Raw genomic sequence first — 13785 nt, 5'->3', positions numbered from 1 at the left:
CATGGCGTCGCAGACGACGACCTGGCCCTCGGTCCTCAGCGACCTCATCTCCGGTCACGACCTCGACCGAGCCACGGCTGAGTGGTGCATGGGTCAGATCATGAGCGGCGAGGCCACCCCCTCCCAGGTCGCCGGGTTCCTCATCGGCCTGCGCGCCAAGGGCGAGAGCGTCGAGGAGATGACCGGCCTCGCCGAGCAGATGCTGGCGCACGCGAAGCGCATCGAGGTCCCCGGCCCCAGCCTCGACATCGTCGGCACCGGTGGCGACCGGGCGCACACCGTCAACATCTCGACGATGTCCTCGATGGTCGCCGCGGCCGCCGGCGTCCGTGTCGTCAAGCACGGCAACCGTGCGGCGTCGTCGTCCTCCGGCTCGGCCGACGTGCTCGAGGCGCTCGGCGTCGACCTGTCGTTGCCGCCCGAGCGTGTCGTCGAGGTGGCGTCGCAGGCCGGCATCACCTTCTGCTTCGCGCAGACCTTCCACCCGTCCTTCCGGCACACGGCCGTCCCCCGGCGTGACCTCGGCATCGGGACGGCGTTCAACTTCCTCGGGCCCCTGACCAACCCGGCCCAGCCGACGTATGCCGCTGTCGGCTGCGCCGACGCGCGCATGGCGCCGCTCCTCGCCGGCGTCTTCGCCGACCGGGGCAAGGACGCCGCGGTCTTCCGCGGCGACGACGGACTCGACGAGGTCACGGTCTCGACGACGACGCACGTGTGGTGGGTGCGGGACGGGGTCGTCTCGGAACGCTCGCTCGACCCCACGCGGCTCGGGCTGGAGCGCCACCCCTTGGAGGAGCTGCGGGGCGGCGACGCGGCGCACAACGCGGGGGTCGTCACCGACGTCTTCGCCGGCGCCACGGGCGCGGTGCGCGACGCCGTCCTGCTCAACGCCGGCATCGCGCTGGCCGTCACCCAGCCGGACTCGGGTCCGTCGGAGGCCGACTTCGACGCCGACCTCCGGGCGGGCATGGCGCGGGCGGCTCAGGCGATCGACAGCGGCGCCGCCACGGCCCTCGTCGAGCGCTGGGTGACCGCCACCCGCGGCTGACCGGTCGCCAGGGCCCGACGGGTCGCCCGGTCCTGCCGGTCACCAGGGGCGCAGGTCGCCCTCAGCTGAGTGTTCACTCGAGCGGGCCCCGGCAGGTGCCCGCTGCGGACCGCTCTCGGGCTACTCGCCCTCGAGGCCTAGGCTGAAGGCCGCCTCGAGGTCGTGGGAGGAGTAGGTGCGGAAGGCGATGTGCGTCGAGGTGCCGACGACGCCCTCCACCTTGTTGAGCCGGCCGGCGATGACGTCGGCGAACTCCTCGTGCGCCTTGACCCGCACCATGGCGATGAGATCGGCGTCGCCCGTCACCGAGTAGACCTCGGACACGGCCGCGATGTCGGCGACGGCCTCGGCGACCTCGGGGATCCGGTCGACCTCGCAGCTGATCATGACGATGGCGGTGATCACGGGGTCAGCCTAGCCGGGGCTCGCCCGTCCGACGCAGGCCGCCGCCCCGACGGCCGGTCCCCGGCCGGCCGCCGTGTCGACCGGGTCCGACACCGGCAGGAGTCCCGACGGCAGCGCCTGCGCGTCCGGCCGGGCTCGGCACGTCGTGGTCGAAGCCGATGACGTCGTGGGCCGACGCCACTGCCGGCTCGAGCTCGCTGCGCACCGAGCCTGCGCCACCGACCGGGCACGTCCAGGAGCCGTCGAGCTCGACGATGCGCACGCCCGGCGCCTCGAGCCACCGCAACAGGATCTCCGTCTCCTCGGTGAGAGCGGACGGGCGTTCCGGGGTGGGCGCCGGGACCACCTCGGCCGTCGCCTGCAGGGACCGGACGAAGGGCATGGGGTCGGCTCCCCGGGGGCTCACGGCCGTGCCCGCAAGGCGTCCGTGGCGGATGGAGACGAGCTCCCAGCCGCCGACGTCGCTGCGCCGTGCGGCGACGATCTCGGGGGAGCGGACGAGGGGAGCGAGCCGTTGGGCCCGCGCCGCGCCCCGGACGAGCTGGAGGAAGCGGTCCCGCACGCGGGCGGCGTCCTCGAAGCGTTCCTGCGAGGCGAGCTCCTCGAGCCGCGACCGCAGCAGCTCGGCGCCGGGACGGGCGTCTCCGGTGAAGATCGCTTGGCACTCGGCGACGACCACGGCGTAGTCGTCCTCCGACTGGGCACCGGTGCACGGGGCGCCGCAGCGACCCATGTCGGCCAGCGCGCAGGCGGTGCCGTGACCGGTGAGCCGTCCGGTGCACTGACGCAGGGGCACCACCTCGTGGACCGCGTCGATGGCCGACTGGGCCGTGACGCGCGAGCGGAACGGGCCGATGTGGTGCGCCGCGTCGTCCTTGACCTGCTTGACGATCGACAGGCGCGGGAAGCGCTCCTGCGTCAGCTTGACCCACACGAGCTTGCGGGCGTTCTTGGATCGGCGGTTGAACCGCGGCTTGTGCTCGTCGATGAGCCGCAGCTCGCGGACCTGGGCCTCGAGGGAGGTCTGGCACACGACCGGGTGGACCACGTGGGCGAGACGCACCATCTCGGCCATGCGACTGCGCTGCTCGGACGCCGTGAAGTAGCTGCGCACGCGCGTGCGGATGTCGCGGCTCGTGCCGACGTAGAGGACGCGGTCGCTGCCGTCCTTGAAGAGGTAGACCCCCGGCGCGCTCGGCAGCGGGTCGGCGAGGAACCGCTTGCGGCGCTGGGACGGCGTCACCCGCGAGCTGTAGCTGGAGAGCTCCTCGAGCGTGTGGACCCCGAGGTTGCCCACGCGCTCGATGAGGCCGTGGAGCACGTCGACGGTGGCGCGGGCGTCGTGCAGGGCGCGGTGGTCGGGCGTGGTCGGCGAGCCGAACACCTGGGCCAGGGAGGAGAGCCGGTGGTTGGGCGACTCGTCCCGGACGACGAGCTGGCGGGCCAGCTGCAGGGTGTCGAGGACCGGGAAGCCGGGCCACCCCGCCCCGGTGCGTGCCGCGGCCGCCTTGAGGAAGCCGATGTCGAAGCCGGCGTTGTGCGCGACGAGCACGCTGCCTGCGGCGAACTCGAGGAAGGCGGGGAGCGCGCTGTCGATGCGAGGTGCGTCGCGGACCATGGTGTCGGTGATGCCGGTCAGCACGGAGATGAACGCCGGGATGGGCTCCGAGGGGTTGACGAGGGTCTGGAACTCGCCGAGCACCTCGCCACCGCGGACCTTGACGGCGCCGATCTCGGTGATGCCGCACTGCGCCGGTGTGCCGCCGGTCGTCTCGAGGTCCACGACGACGAACGTGACGCCGGCAAGGGGGGTGCCGAGGTCGTCGAACGTGGACTGGATGGCTTGCATGACCCCGACGCTATGCCGGGCCGCCGACAAGGCCGCGAAGGCGCGCGACGGGGCCGAGGTGGTGCCCCGATCAGGCATCCGTTCTGCCGCAAGGGCGCTCGGGATGCCGGGGGCCGGTCCGGTCGCGTCCGCGGCGTCGGGCGGAGGGACTGTCGGTGGGGGCACCTAGCGTCTTTCACGACAGATCGCAACGAGAGACGAAGGGTTGGACCGAGATGATGCTCGTCGACTGCCAGACCTGCCCGGTGCGGGACGTCCACTGCGCAGACTGCATGGTGACCGCCCTGAACATCGCGACCACGATCCCCCTGCGGGCCGTCACGCACCGACTCGACGCCGACGGCGGTGAGCCTGCGACCGCCGCGCTCGACCGCGCCGAGCGGCGTGCCGTGTCGGCCTTCCTGGCCGCTGGACTCGTGACGACGGCGACGGCCAACGCCGCCCGGGCCGAGCTCGACCCGGCCGAGGCCCGCCCGGTGGTCCCTGCTGCCCACCGGGCCGACCCTGCCCACCGGGCCCAGGCGTCGCACCGGGCCCGCAGGGCCGTCTGACCCGCGAGCCGGGCCTGCTGCCACGGACGCATGGCACGATGACGCCGTGTCCAGCCCGAGTCGTCGCGCCGCTGCACGGCTGACGGTCGTCGCGTGCGCGACGACGGTGGCGATCGGCCTGGGGGCGTGCACCGGGGAGCAGGCTCCTGTCTCCGGGACCCGCGGGACGGTCTCGGCGGACGCCGCGCGCACCGTCCCGACCGTCGCCGACCTCGCGCCGCAGGCATGGGCCGCCGCCCGCACCGATGCGGTGACGCGGCTGCTCCGGGACCGCGTGGGCGCGGCGGACCGGGGCGACGAGGCCGGTTGGCTGGCGCCCCTGGGAGGGGCCTCCGTCACGTCGCTGCGCACCACCCAGTCCGCCGTCTTCGCCCGGATGCGCGCCATGCAGGCCGGGGACCTCGAGGTGACTGGTGTCCGTGAGGTGACCGAGCCGGTGGCGGCCCCGCGTGGAACGCAGGTCGAGTGGGACGTGAGGGCGAGCTTCACCTATCGCCTTCGGGGGTTCGACCGGGGGGCGCGGACCTTCGACCTCGACCTCACCTTCAGGGCCGACCCGGCGCATCCCGGTGATCTCGCCATCACGGCCTCCGCCCCGTCGGACCGCCCGCAGCCCTGGGACCTGGCCGGGCTCGTCGTGCGCCGGTCGGCCACCGCGCTCGCGCTCGTCGTCGGCACGCCCTCCCGGGTCGCCGAGGTGGTGGCGCGGGCGCGGACGGCGGCGTCGCGCGTCGCGGCCGTCTGGGGGGACTCCCGGCCGGCCGTGTGGGTCTCGCCGGCGACGGACGCCGACGCCGCGCGCCTGCTCGGGCGCTCCGCCGACGACCTCCGGGGCGTGGCCGCCGCGACGGACGGCCCGCTGACCCCCGGTCAGCCGGCTGGAGCCGACCGCATCGTCCTCGTCCCGGGCGCGTGGACGTCGCTGCGCCCTGACGGCCGGGACGTCGTCATGACCCACGAGCTGACCCACGTCACGGTCCGGGCCTCGACGACCCGCGCCGTGCCGGTGTGGCTGTCCGAGGGCTTTGCCGAGCTCGTCGCCTACGACCCGATCGACCTGCCGGAGGCCACCGTCGTCGCGCCGGCGCTCGAGCGCGTCAGGACATCGGGGCTGCCGGCAGCCCTGCCGGCCGACGCGGACTTCGAGCCCGGCACCCAGACCCTGGCTGCGGCATACGGCCTGTCACTGCTGGCCCTGCGCACCCTGGCCGACCGGTACGGCACCCAGGCCGTCGTCCGGCTCTACCGTGCCGCCGCGGGCGGGCTCGTCGAGCCGACCGACCGAGTCGACGACCGTGAAGGGGCTGTCGACGACGCCCTGCGCTCGACCGTGGGGACCACCCGTGCCGCACTCGTGCAGCAGTGGCAGGCGCGGCTGCGTGGCCTCGTGCGATGACGCCTCAGGCGTAGAGCTTCTCGACCTCGTCGCCGAAGTCCTTCATGACGACGTTGCGCTTGAGCTTGAGCGACGGTGTCAGGTAGCCGTTGGCCTCGGTGAAGTCCCCGGGAAGCACCGCGAACTTGCGGATCGACTCGGCCTTGGACACGGCGTCGTTGGCCCGGTCGACGGCCTCCTGGAGGGCCTCGAGCACCTTCGGGTGGGTGCGCGCCTGCTCGAGCGTGACGCCCTCGACGCCGTGGGTCTTGGCCCAGAGCGGCCACATCTCCTCGTCGAGCGTCACGAGCACCGCGACGAACGGCTTCTGGTCGCCGACGACGATGCACTGCGACACGAGCGGGTGCGAGCGCAGGCGGTCCTCGAGCACGGCGGGGGCGACGTTCTTGCCGCCGGCCGTCACGAGGATCTCCTTCTTGCGACCCGTGATGCGCAGGTAGCCGTCGTCGTCGAGCTCGCCGATGTCGCCGGTGTGGAACCACCCGTCGACGATGGCGTCGGACGTCGCGGTCGGGTTGTCGTGGTAGCGGGTGAAGACGCCGACGCCCTTGAGCAGGATCTCGCCGTCGTCGGCGATCCGGATGCCGGTGCCCGGCAGGGGCGGGCCCACGGTGCCGATCTTGATCCGGTCGGGGGTGTTCACCGCGACGGGGGCGGTGGTCTCGGTGAGGCCGTAGCCCTCGAGGATGACGACCCCGATGCCGCGGTAGAAGTGCCCGAGGCGCGTCCCCAGGGGCGCGCCTCCGGACACGGCATAGCGCACCTGGCCGCCCATCGCCGCGCGCAGCTTGCCGTAGACGAGCCGGTCGAAGACGGCGTGCTGGACCCGCAGCGCCAGGCCGGGACCTCCGGCGTCGAGGGCCTCGCTGTAGGCGATCGCGACCGTCGCGGCCCGGAGGAAGATCTTGCCCTTGCCCTCGGCCGACGCCTTGGCCTCCGCGGAGTTGAAGATCTTCTCGAAGACGCGCGGGACCGCGAGCACGAAGGTGGGCTGGAAGCCGGCGAAGTCGTCGAGCAGGTTCTTGATGTCGGCCGAGTGCCCCATCCGGGCCCGGCCGGCGACGCAGAGCACCTCGATGAAGCGTGCGAAGACGTGGGCGAGCGGCAGGAAGAGCAGGGTCGAGGCGTTGTCGGTCAGCACGACCTGGCCGAGCTTCTCGATGGCGTTCTCGGCGAGGTCGAGGAAGTTGCCGTGCGTCAGCTCGCAGCCCTTGGGACGGCCGGTGGTGCCCGAGGTGTAGATGATCGTCGCGACGGACCGGCGGTCGAGGCCCGCTCGGCGGGCGGCGAGGTCGGCGTCCGGGACCGAGCGGCCCTTCTCGCGCAGCGCGTCGAGTCCTGCGCCGTCGATGGTGACGATCTCGCGGAGCGAGGGCAGCTCGTCACGGATCTGCTCGACGGTGGCGCGGTGGGCGTCGGTCTCGACGACGGCGACGTGGGCGTCGGAGTCGGAGAGGATCCACTGCACCTGCTCGGCGGAGGAGGTCTCGTAGATCGGCACGACGACGGCGCCTGCCGTCCACGCGGCGAAGTCGACGAGGGTCCACTCGTAACGCGTGCGCGACATGAGGGCCACCCGGTCCCCGGGCTCGACGCCCGAGGCGAGCAGGCCTCGGGCCACCGCGGCGACGTCGTCCGCGAACTGGGTCCACGTCACGTGGGTCCAGCCGCCGGAGGGGGTCTTGCGCGAGAACGCCGTCTCGGCGGCGTTCTCCTTCGCGTTGCGCACGGGGAGGTCCGCGAGGCTTCCCTCCGTCGTGACGGGGGCAAGTGGTGCGACGACGTTGTCCTTCACTGTCACTCCTGATCGCGGGGGTCGGGACTCTGCTGCACCTTACCGATCGGTAACCGTGACGGCCACGTCACGATGATCACAGGCCGTGTGCCGCCGACCGGGCTCGTCGCGCGTCGCGCAGGGGGTGCCCTCGCCACCATCTTGGCACGCAGCCGACGCGCGTCGGCGTCGGCCGGACGATGGGCCGTCCGTACGGGGTCGACGCGATAGCCTTCGGCGCATGGCCGATCGCACCGAGTCCTCCATCGTCATCGACGCCCCTCCCGGCGAGGTGCTCGACGTCATCGCGGACTTCGAGGCCTACCCCGAGTGGGCGGGCGAGGTGAAGGACGTCGCCGTCCTCGCCGAGGAGGGTGACGGATGGGCCGACCAGGTCCAGTTCACCCTCGACGCCGGCGCCATCAAGGACACGTACGTGCTCGACTACGAGTGGGACGTCGTCGAGGACGGCACCGGGGTCGTCTCGTGGTCGCTCGTCTCGGCCCAGGTCCTCAAGGCGATGAACGGCTCCTACACCCTGAGCTCGGACGGCGCCGGCACCAAGGTGACCTACCGCCTCGCGGTCGACGTCAAGATCCCCATGATCGGGCTGCTCAAGCGCAAGGCGGAGAAGGTCATCGTCGACACCGCGCTCAAGGAGCTGAAGAAGCGCGTCGAGGCCTGACCGCCCGTGACCCCGACCGACGGTCCCGCCGCGCCCTCCGACCGGGCCGAGCCCACTCCCGCCGCCCCACCTCCGGGGAGCGTCGCCGAGGAGGCCGCCCTCCTCGTGGACCTGCTCTCCCGGCGGAGCTGGGCGGGCTCCTCCGGTATGCCGTCACCCGCGTCCCACGGGGACGGGTCCGACGGCGCCCCTCACGGTCACGACAGCGCTGCCGGCCAGGGCCCGCACGCCGGTCACGGTGGCGACTCCGGCGGGCGGACCCGCTCGAGCGGCCGTCCGGACGCGAGTCCCGGGGAGTGCACGTGCGGAGGGACGACACCGGCGGCGTGCCGGGTGTGCCCGGTCTGCCAGCTCATCGCCTTCGTGCAGCAGGTCAACCCCGACACGATCGACCGGGTCGCCGACTTCATCGGCTTCGCGGCCACGGCCCTGCGCGACCTGGCCACGACGCAGCGCGAGCGGCGCGCGGAGCCCCGTCCGGAACCCGCCGAGGCTCCGGCCGGGGCTGCCGACGAGCCCGCCGACGAGCCCGCCCGGCAGGCGGCACCCCCCACCGCATCCGCCTCGGACCGAGCCCGACCGGGAGACAGCGCATGACCAGACGACTCGCCATCGGCATCGACATCGGGGGCACGAAGGTCGCCGGCGGCGTCGTCGACGAGGCAGGGGCGATCACGCACCGCACGCGTCGCGACACCCCGCACCGCTCGACCTCACCACGCGTGGTCGAGGACACGATCGTCGAGTCGGTCGAGGAGCTGCTGCGCCAGGTCGACCCCGACGACGTCGTCGCGGTGGGCATCGGGGCGGCCGGCTTCGTCGCGGAGGACCGCGCCACCGTCGTCTTCGCGCCGCACCTGTCGTGGCGCAACGAGCCGCTGCGCGACGCCCTCACCCAGCGCATCGAGCTGCCGATCACCGTCGACAACGACGCGAACGCCGCGGCCTGGGCCGAGGCCTGCTTCGGGGCGGCGCGCGGGGAGTCGCACGTCGTCGTCATCACCCTCGGCACGGGCATCGGCGGGGCGCTCATCATCGACGGTCACGTCGAGCGCGGCCGCCACGGCATCGCCGGCGAGTTCGGCCACATGCAGATCATGCCCGGGGGCATCCGCTGCGAGTGCGGCAACCGCGGGTGCTGGGAGCAGTACGCGAGCGGCAACGCCCTCGTGCGCGAGGCGCGGGCCATGATCGAGGCCGGGTCGCCCGTCGTGGCCGACCTGCTCGCCCGTCTCGGGGGCGACGCCTCGGCCCTGACGGGTCCGTTCATCACGGAGGCCGCGCGCGAGGGAGACCCGACGGCCCGGGAGCTGCTCGCCGACATCGGTGAGTGGCTCGGCATCGGTCTGGCCAACCTCGCCTCCGCCTTCGACCCCGGCCTGTTCGTCATCGGGGGTGGCGTCAGCGCCGCGGACGAGATGCTCATCGGCCCGGCGCGCGAGGCCTTCCGCCGCCAGCTGCCCGGCCGTGGCTACCGACCCGAGGCCCGGATCGTGCGCGCCGTCCTCGGCAGCGACGCCGGTCTCATCGGGGCGGCGGAGCTGGCGCGCACCGGTCGCTGAACCGTGCCGCCCGCACGACCGCAGCACGTCCTGCGCGTCATGAGCTACAACGTGCACGACCTGCTCGACGACCGGTCGGCGGCGGCTCGGGCGGTCCGCGCCGTGGCCCCGGACGTGCTGTGCCTGCAGGAGGTGCCGCGCCGGCTCACGACCGAGCTGAGGCTGCCACCGTTCGCGCGCGAGTGTCGCCTGCTCTGGAGGGGCGGGCGCCTCGGCACGGGTGGGACCGCGGTCCTCACGGCCCCGAGGGTGGTCGTCCACGACGTCAGCCGCGGTCGCCTGAGGGTCCGCTTCCCCGACCGTACGCGGGGGTATGCCGCCGCGACCGTCTCGCTCGGCGGCGACGGTCCGCGAGCGCGTCCCGTCACCGTCGTCAGCGTGCACCTCGGCCTGCGGGCGCCGCAGCGCCTGCGGCACGCCGAGGTCGTCCTCGACCGAGTGGGCGACCGGGCCGTCGTGGCGGGAGACCTCAACGAGGGGCCCGGCGGCGCGGCACACACCCTCATCGCAGCGCGCCACCCGCTCGCGTCCGCGACCACGCCGACCTACCCGGCCGACCTCCCGACCGTGACGCTCGATGCGATCTTCGCCGGGCGTGACCTGGTGGTCCTCGGCGCCCCCGAGGTCGATGTGGACGAACGCGACCTGGCGGCCGCATCGGACCACCGCCCGGTCTGGGTCGACCTCGACCTGTCCGGGCCGCAGCCGGTCTAGAGGCGCGTGCCGTCGTCGAACGGGTCGCGCTCGTTGCCGCCGCGCAGGACGAGCAGGACGAAACCGACGACGACCATCGTCAAGGCGGTCACGACCCACCAGTCGCTGCCGTCGCGGTCGAAGAAGAGCACGTAGAGCAGCAACAGGGGACCGCCCACGAGGCCGCCGACGATGGCCCAGAACATCGGGTCCGTCTCGGCCGACGGGAGGTCGATGTCCGACGGCGGGACGAAGTGGTCGTCGTCGGCCACGAGGTCGTCGGCGTCGTCGCGACGCGGGGTGCTGCCGCGCCAGGCGTGCGACGTCGTCGGCGCGATGGGCAGCTCGAGCAGGCCCGAGGAGCTCGCCGGGCTCGGCGGGCCGGAGGGGCCGGAGGGGCCGGAGGGGCCGGAGGGGCCGGAGGGGCCGGACGGGCCGGCAGGGGTGCCGGGGGTGGTCGGGCCGCTCGTGGGCGCGGGGCCGCCCGGCCGGTGGGGGTCCGGCGCGTCGGTGCGGGCGGCGTCGCCGCCGTCCGACGTGCCGGTGCTGCGGTCGGTGTCTCGGTCGGCGTCTTGGCCGGTGCCTCGATCGGTGTCGTGGTCGGTGTCGCCCTCGTCGGCGACGTGCCGGACGTCCGCCACGGTGGCACGGGGCAGCGGGTCGGGCGCCTCGGCGTCCCACCCGGCGACGATGCGCGCGAACTCCGCGTCGAGGTCGGGGTCGCTCATGACGGCGTGCTCCAGCTCCGTCGCGCGGACAGCCGGCACGGGGCTGCGGCGTCGGAAGGGACCGTCACGATGGGGCTCCTCGGTGGAGGCGACTGAACCCACTGATCCTCGCATGCCCCGCCGGGCGAGCGCGAGTGTCGTAGAGTTCGAGCCGTCACGGACGGAAGGCGGACACGGTTGTTCTACTGGTTCCTCAAGACGATCGTCATCGGGCCGATCGTCAGGCTCGTCTTCCGCCCCTGGGTGGAGGGCGAGGAGCACATCCCCGAAGAGGGTGCCGCGATCTTCGCGAGCAACCACCTCTCCTTCTCCGACTCGATCTTCCTGCCGCTCGTCGTCTCCCGGCGGGTCACCTTCCTCGCCAAGAGCGACTACTTCACCGGTCGCGGCATCAAGGGTCGTCTGACGGCTGCCTTCTTCAAGGGCGTCGGGCAGCTCCCCGTCGACCGCTCGGGGGGCAAGGCGAGCAACGCCGCCCTGAGCTCCGGCCTGAAGGTCCTGCGCCGCGGTGAGCTGCTCGGCATCTACCCCGAGGGCACGCGCTCGCCCGACGGTCGCCTCTACCGCGGCCGCACCGGTGTCGCCCGGATGGCTCTCGAGGGCAAGGTCACCGTCATCCCGGTCGCCATGATCGGCACGGACAAGGCGCAGCCCACCGGCAAGGTCATCCCGCGGATCATGCGCGTCGGGGTCCGGGTCGGCAAGCCCCTCGACTTCTCGCGCTACGAGGGCATGGAGGACGACCGCTTCGTCCTGCGGTCGATCACCGACGAGATCATGTACGAGCTCATGCTCCTCTCGGGCCAGGAGTACGTCGACATGTACGCCACGTCGATGAAGGACCGGCTCGTGTCCGCCGCGCGCGCCAAGGCGCGTGAGCTGCAGGATGCCGCCAAGCCCGGGAGCGCCGCGCCCGAGCTCGAGGAGGCGCTGGACGCCGCCGAGGGCAAGGCCCGTCCGTCGCGGGACGCCACCGACGACCGCGCAGACGACGGCGACGACGAGAACCGCGCCGACGGCGACGCCGACGGCGACGCACCTGTCGTGGCGGCCTCCTGAGGCCATGGCCGACGACGCACCCACGCCCGCCGTCGCCGCGACGACGAGGGCGGTCCTCGACGACGAGCACGTCATCGTCCGTGGACTGTGGCGTGGCATCGACGTCTTCCGCTGGCTGGCCCTGGCGTATGCCGCGTGGTCGACCTGGGAGCGGCACGAGCAGATAGCCCACCCGGCCCTCGCGGTGGCGGTCCTCGGGGTGCTCGCCGGCTGGACCCTGGCGGTGACGCTGCGTCCCGTGCGCACGGTGCGGGCCTACGCGATCGAGCTCGTCATCGGCTGCTCGGCCATCCTCGCGACGCGCCTCGTCGACGACCCCGGGGTCATCACGGCCGGCGCCAAGACCATCCCGTCGATCTGGCCCACGGCGGCCGTCGTCGGGTTCGCCGTCCTGCGCGGCTGGCGGGGTGGCCTCGCCGCTGCGTCGCTCGTCGCCGCGAGCTCCTTCGTCGAGGTCGTCGAGCCGACGCCCAACACGGTCACCAACTCGATCTTCGGTCTCCTCCTCGGCGGCTGCATCGGCTACTGCGTCGACCTCGCGCGCACCAGTCACGAGGCGCTCGCCGAGGCGATGCGGCTCGACGCCGCCCGCGCCGAGCGTGACCGGCTCGCACGCACGGTCCACGACGGGGTGCTCCAGACGTTGGCGTTCATCAACCGTCGGGCCAGCGACCTCGGGGGAGAGGCGGCTCGGCTCGGCGCGATGGCCGGTGAGCAGGAGCGGATCCTGCGCACCCTCGTCAGCCAGACCGACCTCGCCGAGGTCGGGCGAGCCGTCAGCGGCGACGCCGACCTGCGCGGACTGCTGCGCCACGTCGAGCGCGACGGCGTGCAGCTCGTGTCGCCCGCCGACGCGGTGCTGCTGCCCCGGCGCGTGGCCGACGAGGTCGTCGCGGCGGTCGAGGCGGCCCTCGACAACGTCCGCCAGCACGCCGGCGACGACGCCCGTGCCTGGGTGCTGCTCGACGACGCCGGCGACGAGGTGGCGGTGACGATCCGCGACTCCGGGCGCGGGGTGCCCTCGGGACGGTTGCAGCAGGCCGTGGCGCAGGGGCGCCTCGGTGTGTCCTCGAGCATCCTCGGCCGCCTGGCCGACCTCGGCGGCACCGCCACCGTCTCGTCCGGTCCGGCCGGCGGCACGACCGTGGAGATGCGGATCCCGAATCAACGGACGGGGCGGCACCCGAGCCGTCACCATGGTCGTCAACCGGAGCGCGGCGCCGACAGGCAGGCGGACGCTCGGAGCAGGGGACGAGGAGCACCGTGACGGAGCAGGACGCCATGCCGCAGCAGGGGAGCAGCACGCCGCCCGAGCACATCCGCGTCGTCGTGGCCGACGACCACCCGATGTGGCGCGACGCGGTGGCCCGCGACCTCGCCGACGCCGGGTTCGAGGTGCTGGCGACGGCCGACGACGGGCGCTCGGCCGTGGCGCGCACCCGGGCCACGGCGCCCGACGTGCTCGTCCTCGACCTCAACCTCCCCGGCCTCAGCGGCGCCGAGGTCTGCGCCGCACTGGCCGCCGCCCGGGTCTCGACCCGCGTCCTCATCCTCTCCGCGAGCGGCGACCACCAGGACGTGCTCGACGCGGTCAAGGCCGGGGCCCTCGGCTACCTCGTGAAGTCGGCCGGGCGCGAGGAGTTCCTCGCAGCCGTGCGGGCCACGGCGGCGGGTGAGCCGGTCTTCACCGCGGGGCTGGCCGGTCTGGTGCTCGGAGAGTTCCGTCGCGTCAAGGCGGAGGGCGGCGGCAGCCCCGAGCGCCCCATCCCCGAGCTCACCGACCGCGAGACGGAGATCCTCAAGTACGTCGCGACGGGCATGGGCTACAAGGAGATCGCGGCGACGCTCTTCCTCTCGCACCGGACCGTGCAGAACCACGTGCAGAACATCTTCGGCAAGCTGCAGATGCACAACCGCGTCGAGCTCGTCCGCTTCGCCATGGAGCGCGGCCTCGACCTCACCGACCCGACCTGAGCCACGGCGACGCGGCGGGTCGTGCCGGTCCGCGCCACACGGCATACGCCCTCGGTGG

14 protein-coding genes are annotated in these 13785 nt (G+C 73.5%); 10 read left to right on the top strand and 4 right to left on the bottom strand.

From position 1 onward, the window contains the following. Position 1: 1 nt before the first annotated feature. Positions 2 to 1051 (top strand): anthranilate phosphoribosyltransferase, encoded by a 1050-nt coding sequence (trpD, locus tag TAE01_RS05640; protein WP_147064299.1) that lies wholly within the window; start codon positions 2 to 4, stop codon positions 1049 to 1051. Between the two features lie 120 nt (positions 1052 to 1171). Here the strand turns inward: trpD and TAE01_RS05635 are convergent, their stop codons facing one another. After that, positions 1172 to 1456: an Lrp/AsnC family transcriptional regulator gene (locus tag TAE01_RS05635; RefSeq protein WP_147064297.1), complete on the bottom strand. Its 285-nt coding sequence runs from the start codon at positions 1454 to 1456 to the stop codon at positions 1172 to 1174. A gap of 4 nt (positions 1457 to 1460) precedes the next feature. Continuing rightward, on the bottom strand, positions 1461 to 3305 hold the full coding sequence (locus TAE01_RS05630) for a DEDD exonuclease domain-containing protein (RefSeq protein WP_147064295.1): 1845 nt from the start codon (positions 3303 to 3305) through the stop codon (positions 1461 to 1463). 272 nt (positions 3306 to 3577) lie between these two features. Between TAE01_RS05630 and TAE01_RS20455 the strand changes: the two genes are divergently transcribed. Both TAE01_RS20455 and TAE01_RS05620 read left to right on the top strand, forming a co-directional pair. After that, entirely contained in the window at positions 3578 to 3856 is a 279-nt protein-coding gene (locus TAE01_RS20455) for a hypothetical protein (protein WP_186815054.1), read from the top strand. A 46-nt stretch (positions 3857 to 3902) separates the two neighbouring features. Continuing rightward, a complete protein-coding gene (locus tag TAE01_RS05620) occupies positions 3903 to 5252 on the top strand; it encodes a hypothetical protein (RefSeq protein ID WP_147064293.1) in 1350 nt (449 codons plus the stop codon). 4 nt (positions 5253 to 5256) lie between these two features. Here the strand turns inward: TAE01_RS05620 and TAE01_RS05615 are convergent, their stop codons facing one another. Further along, positions 5257 to 7047, bottom strand: a complete 1791-nt coding sequence (locus TAE01_RS05615) for an AMP-dependent synthetase/ligase (RefSeq protein WP_147064291.1) — start codon at positions 7045 to 7047, stop codon at positions 5257 to 5259. Between the two features lie 220 nt (positions 7048 to 7267). Here TAE01_RS05615 and TAE01_RS05610 point away from each other — a divergent pair, with 220 nt between their 5' ends. Genes TAE01_RS05610 through TAE01_RS05595 form a run of 4 tightly spaced genes read left to right on the top strand, consistent with a single transcriptional unit; the run spans position 7268 to position 9987 of the window. Continuing rightward, positions 7268 to 7711, top strand: coding sequence for an SRPBCC family protein (locus tag TAE01_RS05610; RefSeq protein ID WP_147064288.1), 444 nt, complete (start codon positions 7268 to 7270; stop codon positions 7709 to 7711). 6 nt (positions 7712 to 7717) lie between these two features. After that, a complete protein-coding gene (locus tag TAE01_RS05605; protein ID WP_147064286.1) occupies positions 7718 to 8308 on the top strand; it encodes a hypothetical protein in 591 nt (196 codons plus the stop codon). Beyond that, positions 8305 to 9273, top strand: coding sequence for an ROK family glucokinase (locus TAE01_RS05600; RefSeq protein ID WP_147064284.1), 969 nt, complete (start codon positions 8305 to 8307; stop codon positions 9271 to 9273). Before TAE01_RS05605 ends, TAE01_RS05600 begins: the two co-directional genes overlap by 4 nt. A 39-nt stretch (positions 9274 to 9312) precedes the next feature. After that, positions 9313 to 9987: an endonuclease/exonuclease/phosphatase family protein gene (locus TAE01_RS05595; RefSeq protein ID WP_147064282.1), complete on the top strand. Its 675-nt coding sequence runs from the start codon at positions 9313 to 9315 to the stop codon at positions 9985 to 9987. Here the strand turns inward: TAE01_RS05595 and TAE01_RS20450 are convergent. Beyond that, a complete protein-coding gene (locus TAE01_RS20450) occupies positions 9984 to 10694 on the bottom strand; it encodes a hypothetical protein (protein ID WP_186815053.1) in 711 nt (236 codons plus the stop codon). The genes TAE01_RS05595 and TAE01_RS20450 overlap by 4 nt on opposite strands. A gap of 177 nt (positions 10695 to 10871) precedes the next feature. On the opposite strand from TAE01_RS20450, the gene TAE01_RS05585 reads away from it, so the two are divergent. The 3 genes from TAE01_RS05585 to TAE01_RS05575 are packed head-to-tail and all read left to right on the top strand — an operon-like array spanning position 10872 to position 13727. Continuing rightward, positions 10872 to 11753: a lysophospholipid acyltransferase family protein gene (locus TAE01_RS05585; protein ID WP_147064280.1), complete on the top strand. Its 882-nt coding sequence runs from the start codon at positions 10872 to 10874 to the stop codon at positions 11751 to 11753. Positions 11754 to 11757: 4 nt separating this feature from the next. After that, complete coding sequence (macS, locus tag TAE01_RS05580) at positions 11758 to 13020, top strand: MacS family sensor histidine kinase (protein ID WP_147064277.1); 1263 nt, start codon at positions 11758 to 11760, stop codon at positions 13018 to 13020. A gap of 14 nt (positions 13021 to 13034) precedes the next feature. Further along, the gene (locus tag TAE01_RS05575; protein ID WP_147064520.1) at positions 13035 to 13727 is read left to right on the top strand and encodes a response regulator; all 693 of its coding nucleotides are present in this window, start codon (positions 13035 to 13037) and stop codon (positions 13725 to 13727) included. Positions 13728 to 13785: the final 58 nt, after the last annotated feature.

The organism is Terrabacter aerolatus (assembly GCF_007991735.1).
GTDB classification, from domain to species: Bacteria; Actinomycetota; Actinomycetes; order Actinomycetales; family Dermatophilaceae; genus Terrabacter; species Terrabacter aerolatus.
This window is presented reverse-complemented; position numbering and strand designations above follow the sequence as displayed.

Coding starts and splice junctions, on each gene's coding strand:
- trpD (WP_147064299.1), top strand. CDS start 2: ATGGCGTCGCAGACGACGACCTGGCCCTCGGTCCTCAGCGACCTCATC.
- TAE01_RS05630 (WP_147064295.1), bottom strand. CDS start 3,305: ATGCAAGCCATCCAGTCCACGTTCGACGACCTCGGCACCCCCCTTGCC.
- TAE01_RS20455 (WP_186815054.1), top strand. CDS start 3,578: ATGGTGACCGCCCTGAACATCGCGACCACGATCCCCCTGCGGGCCGTC.
- TAE01_RS05610 (WP_147064288.1), top strand. CDS start 7,268: ATGGCCGATCGCACCGAGTCCTCCATCGTCATCGACGCCCCTCCCGGC.
- TAE01_RS05600 (WP_147064284.1), top strand. CDS start 8,305: ATGACCAGACGACTCGCCATCGGCATCGACATCGGGGGCACGAAGGTC.
- TAE01_RS05595 (WP_147064282.1), top strand. CDS start 9,313: ATGAGCTACAACGTGCACGACCTGCTCGACGACCGGTCGGCGGCGGCT.
- TAE01_RS20450 (WP_186815053.1), bottom strand. CDS start 10,694: ATGAGCGACCCCGACCTCGACGCGGAGTTCGCGCGCATCGTCGCCGGG.
- macS (WP_147064277.1), top strand. CDS start 11,758: ATGGCCGACGACGCACCCACGCCCGCCGTCGCCGCGACGACGAGGGCG.
- TAE01_RS05575 (WP_147064520.1), top strand. CDS start 13,035: ATGCCGCAGCAGGGGAGCAGCACGCCGCCCGAGCACATCCGCGTCGTC.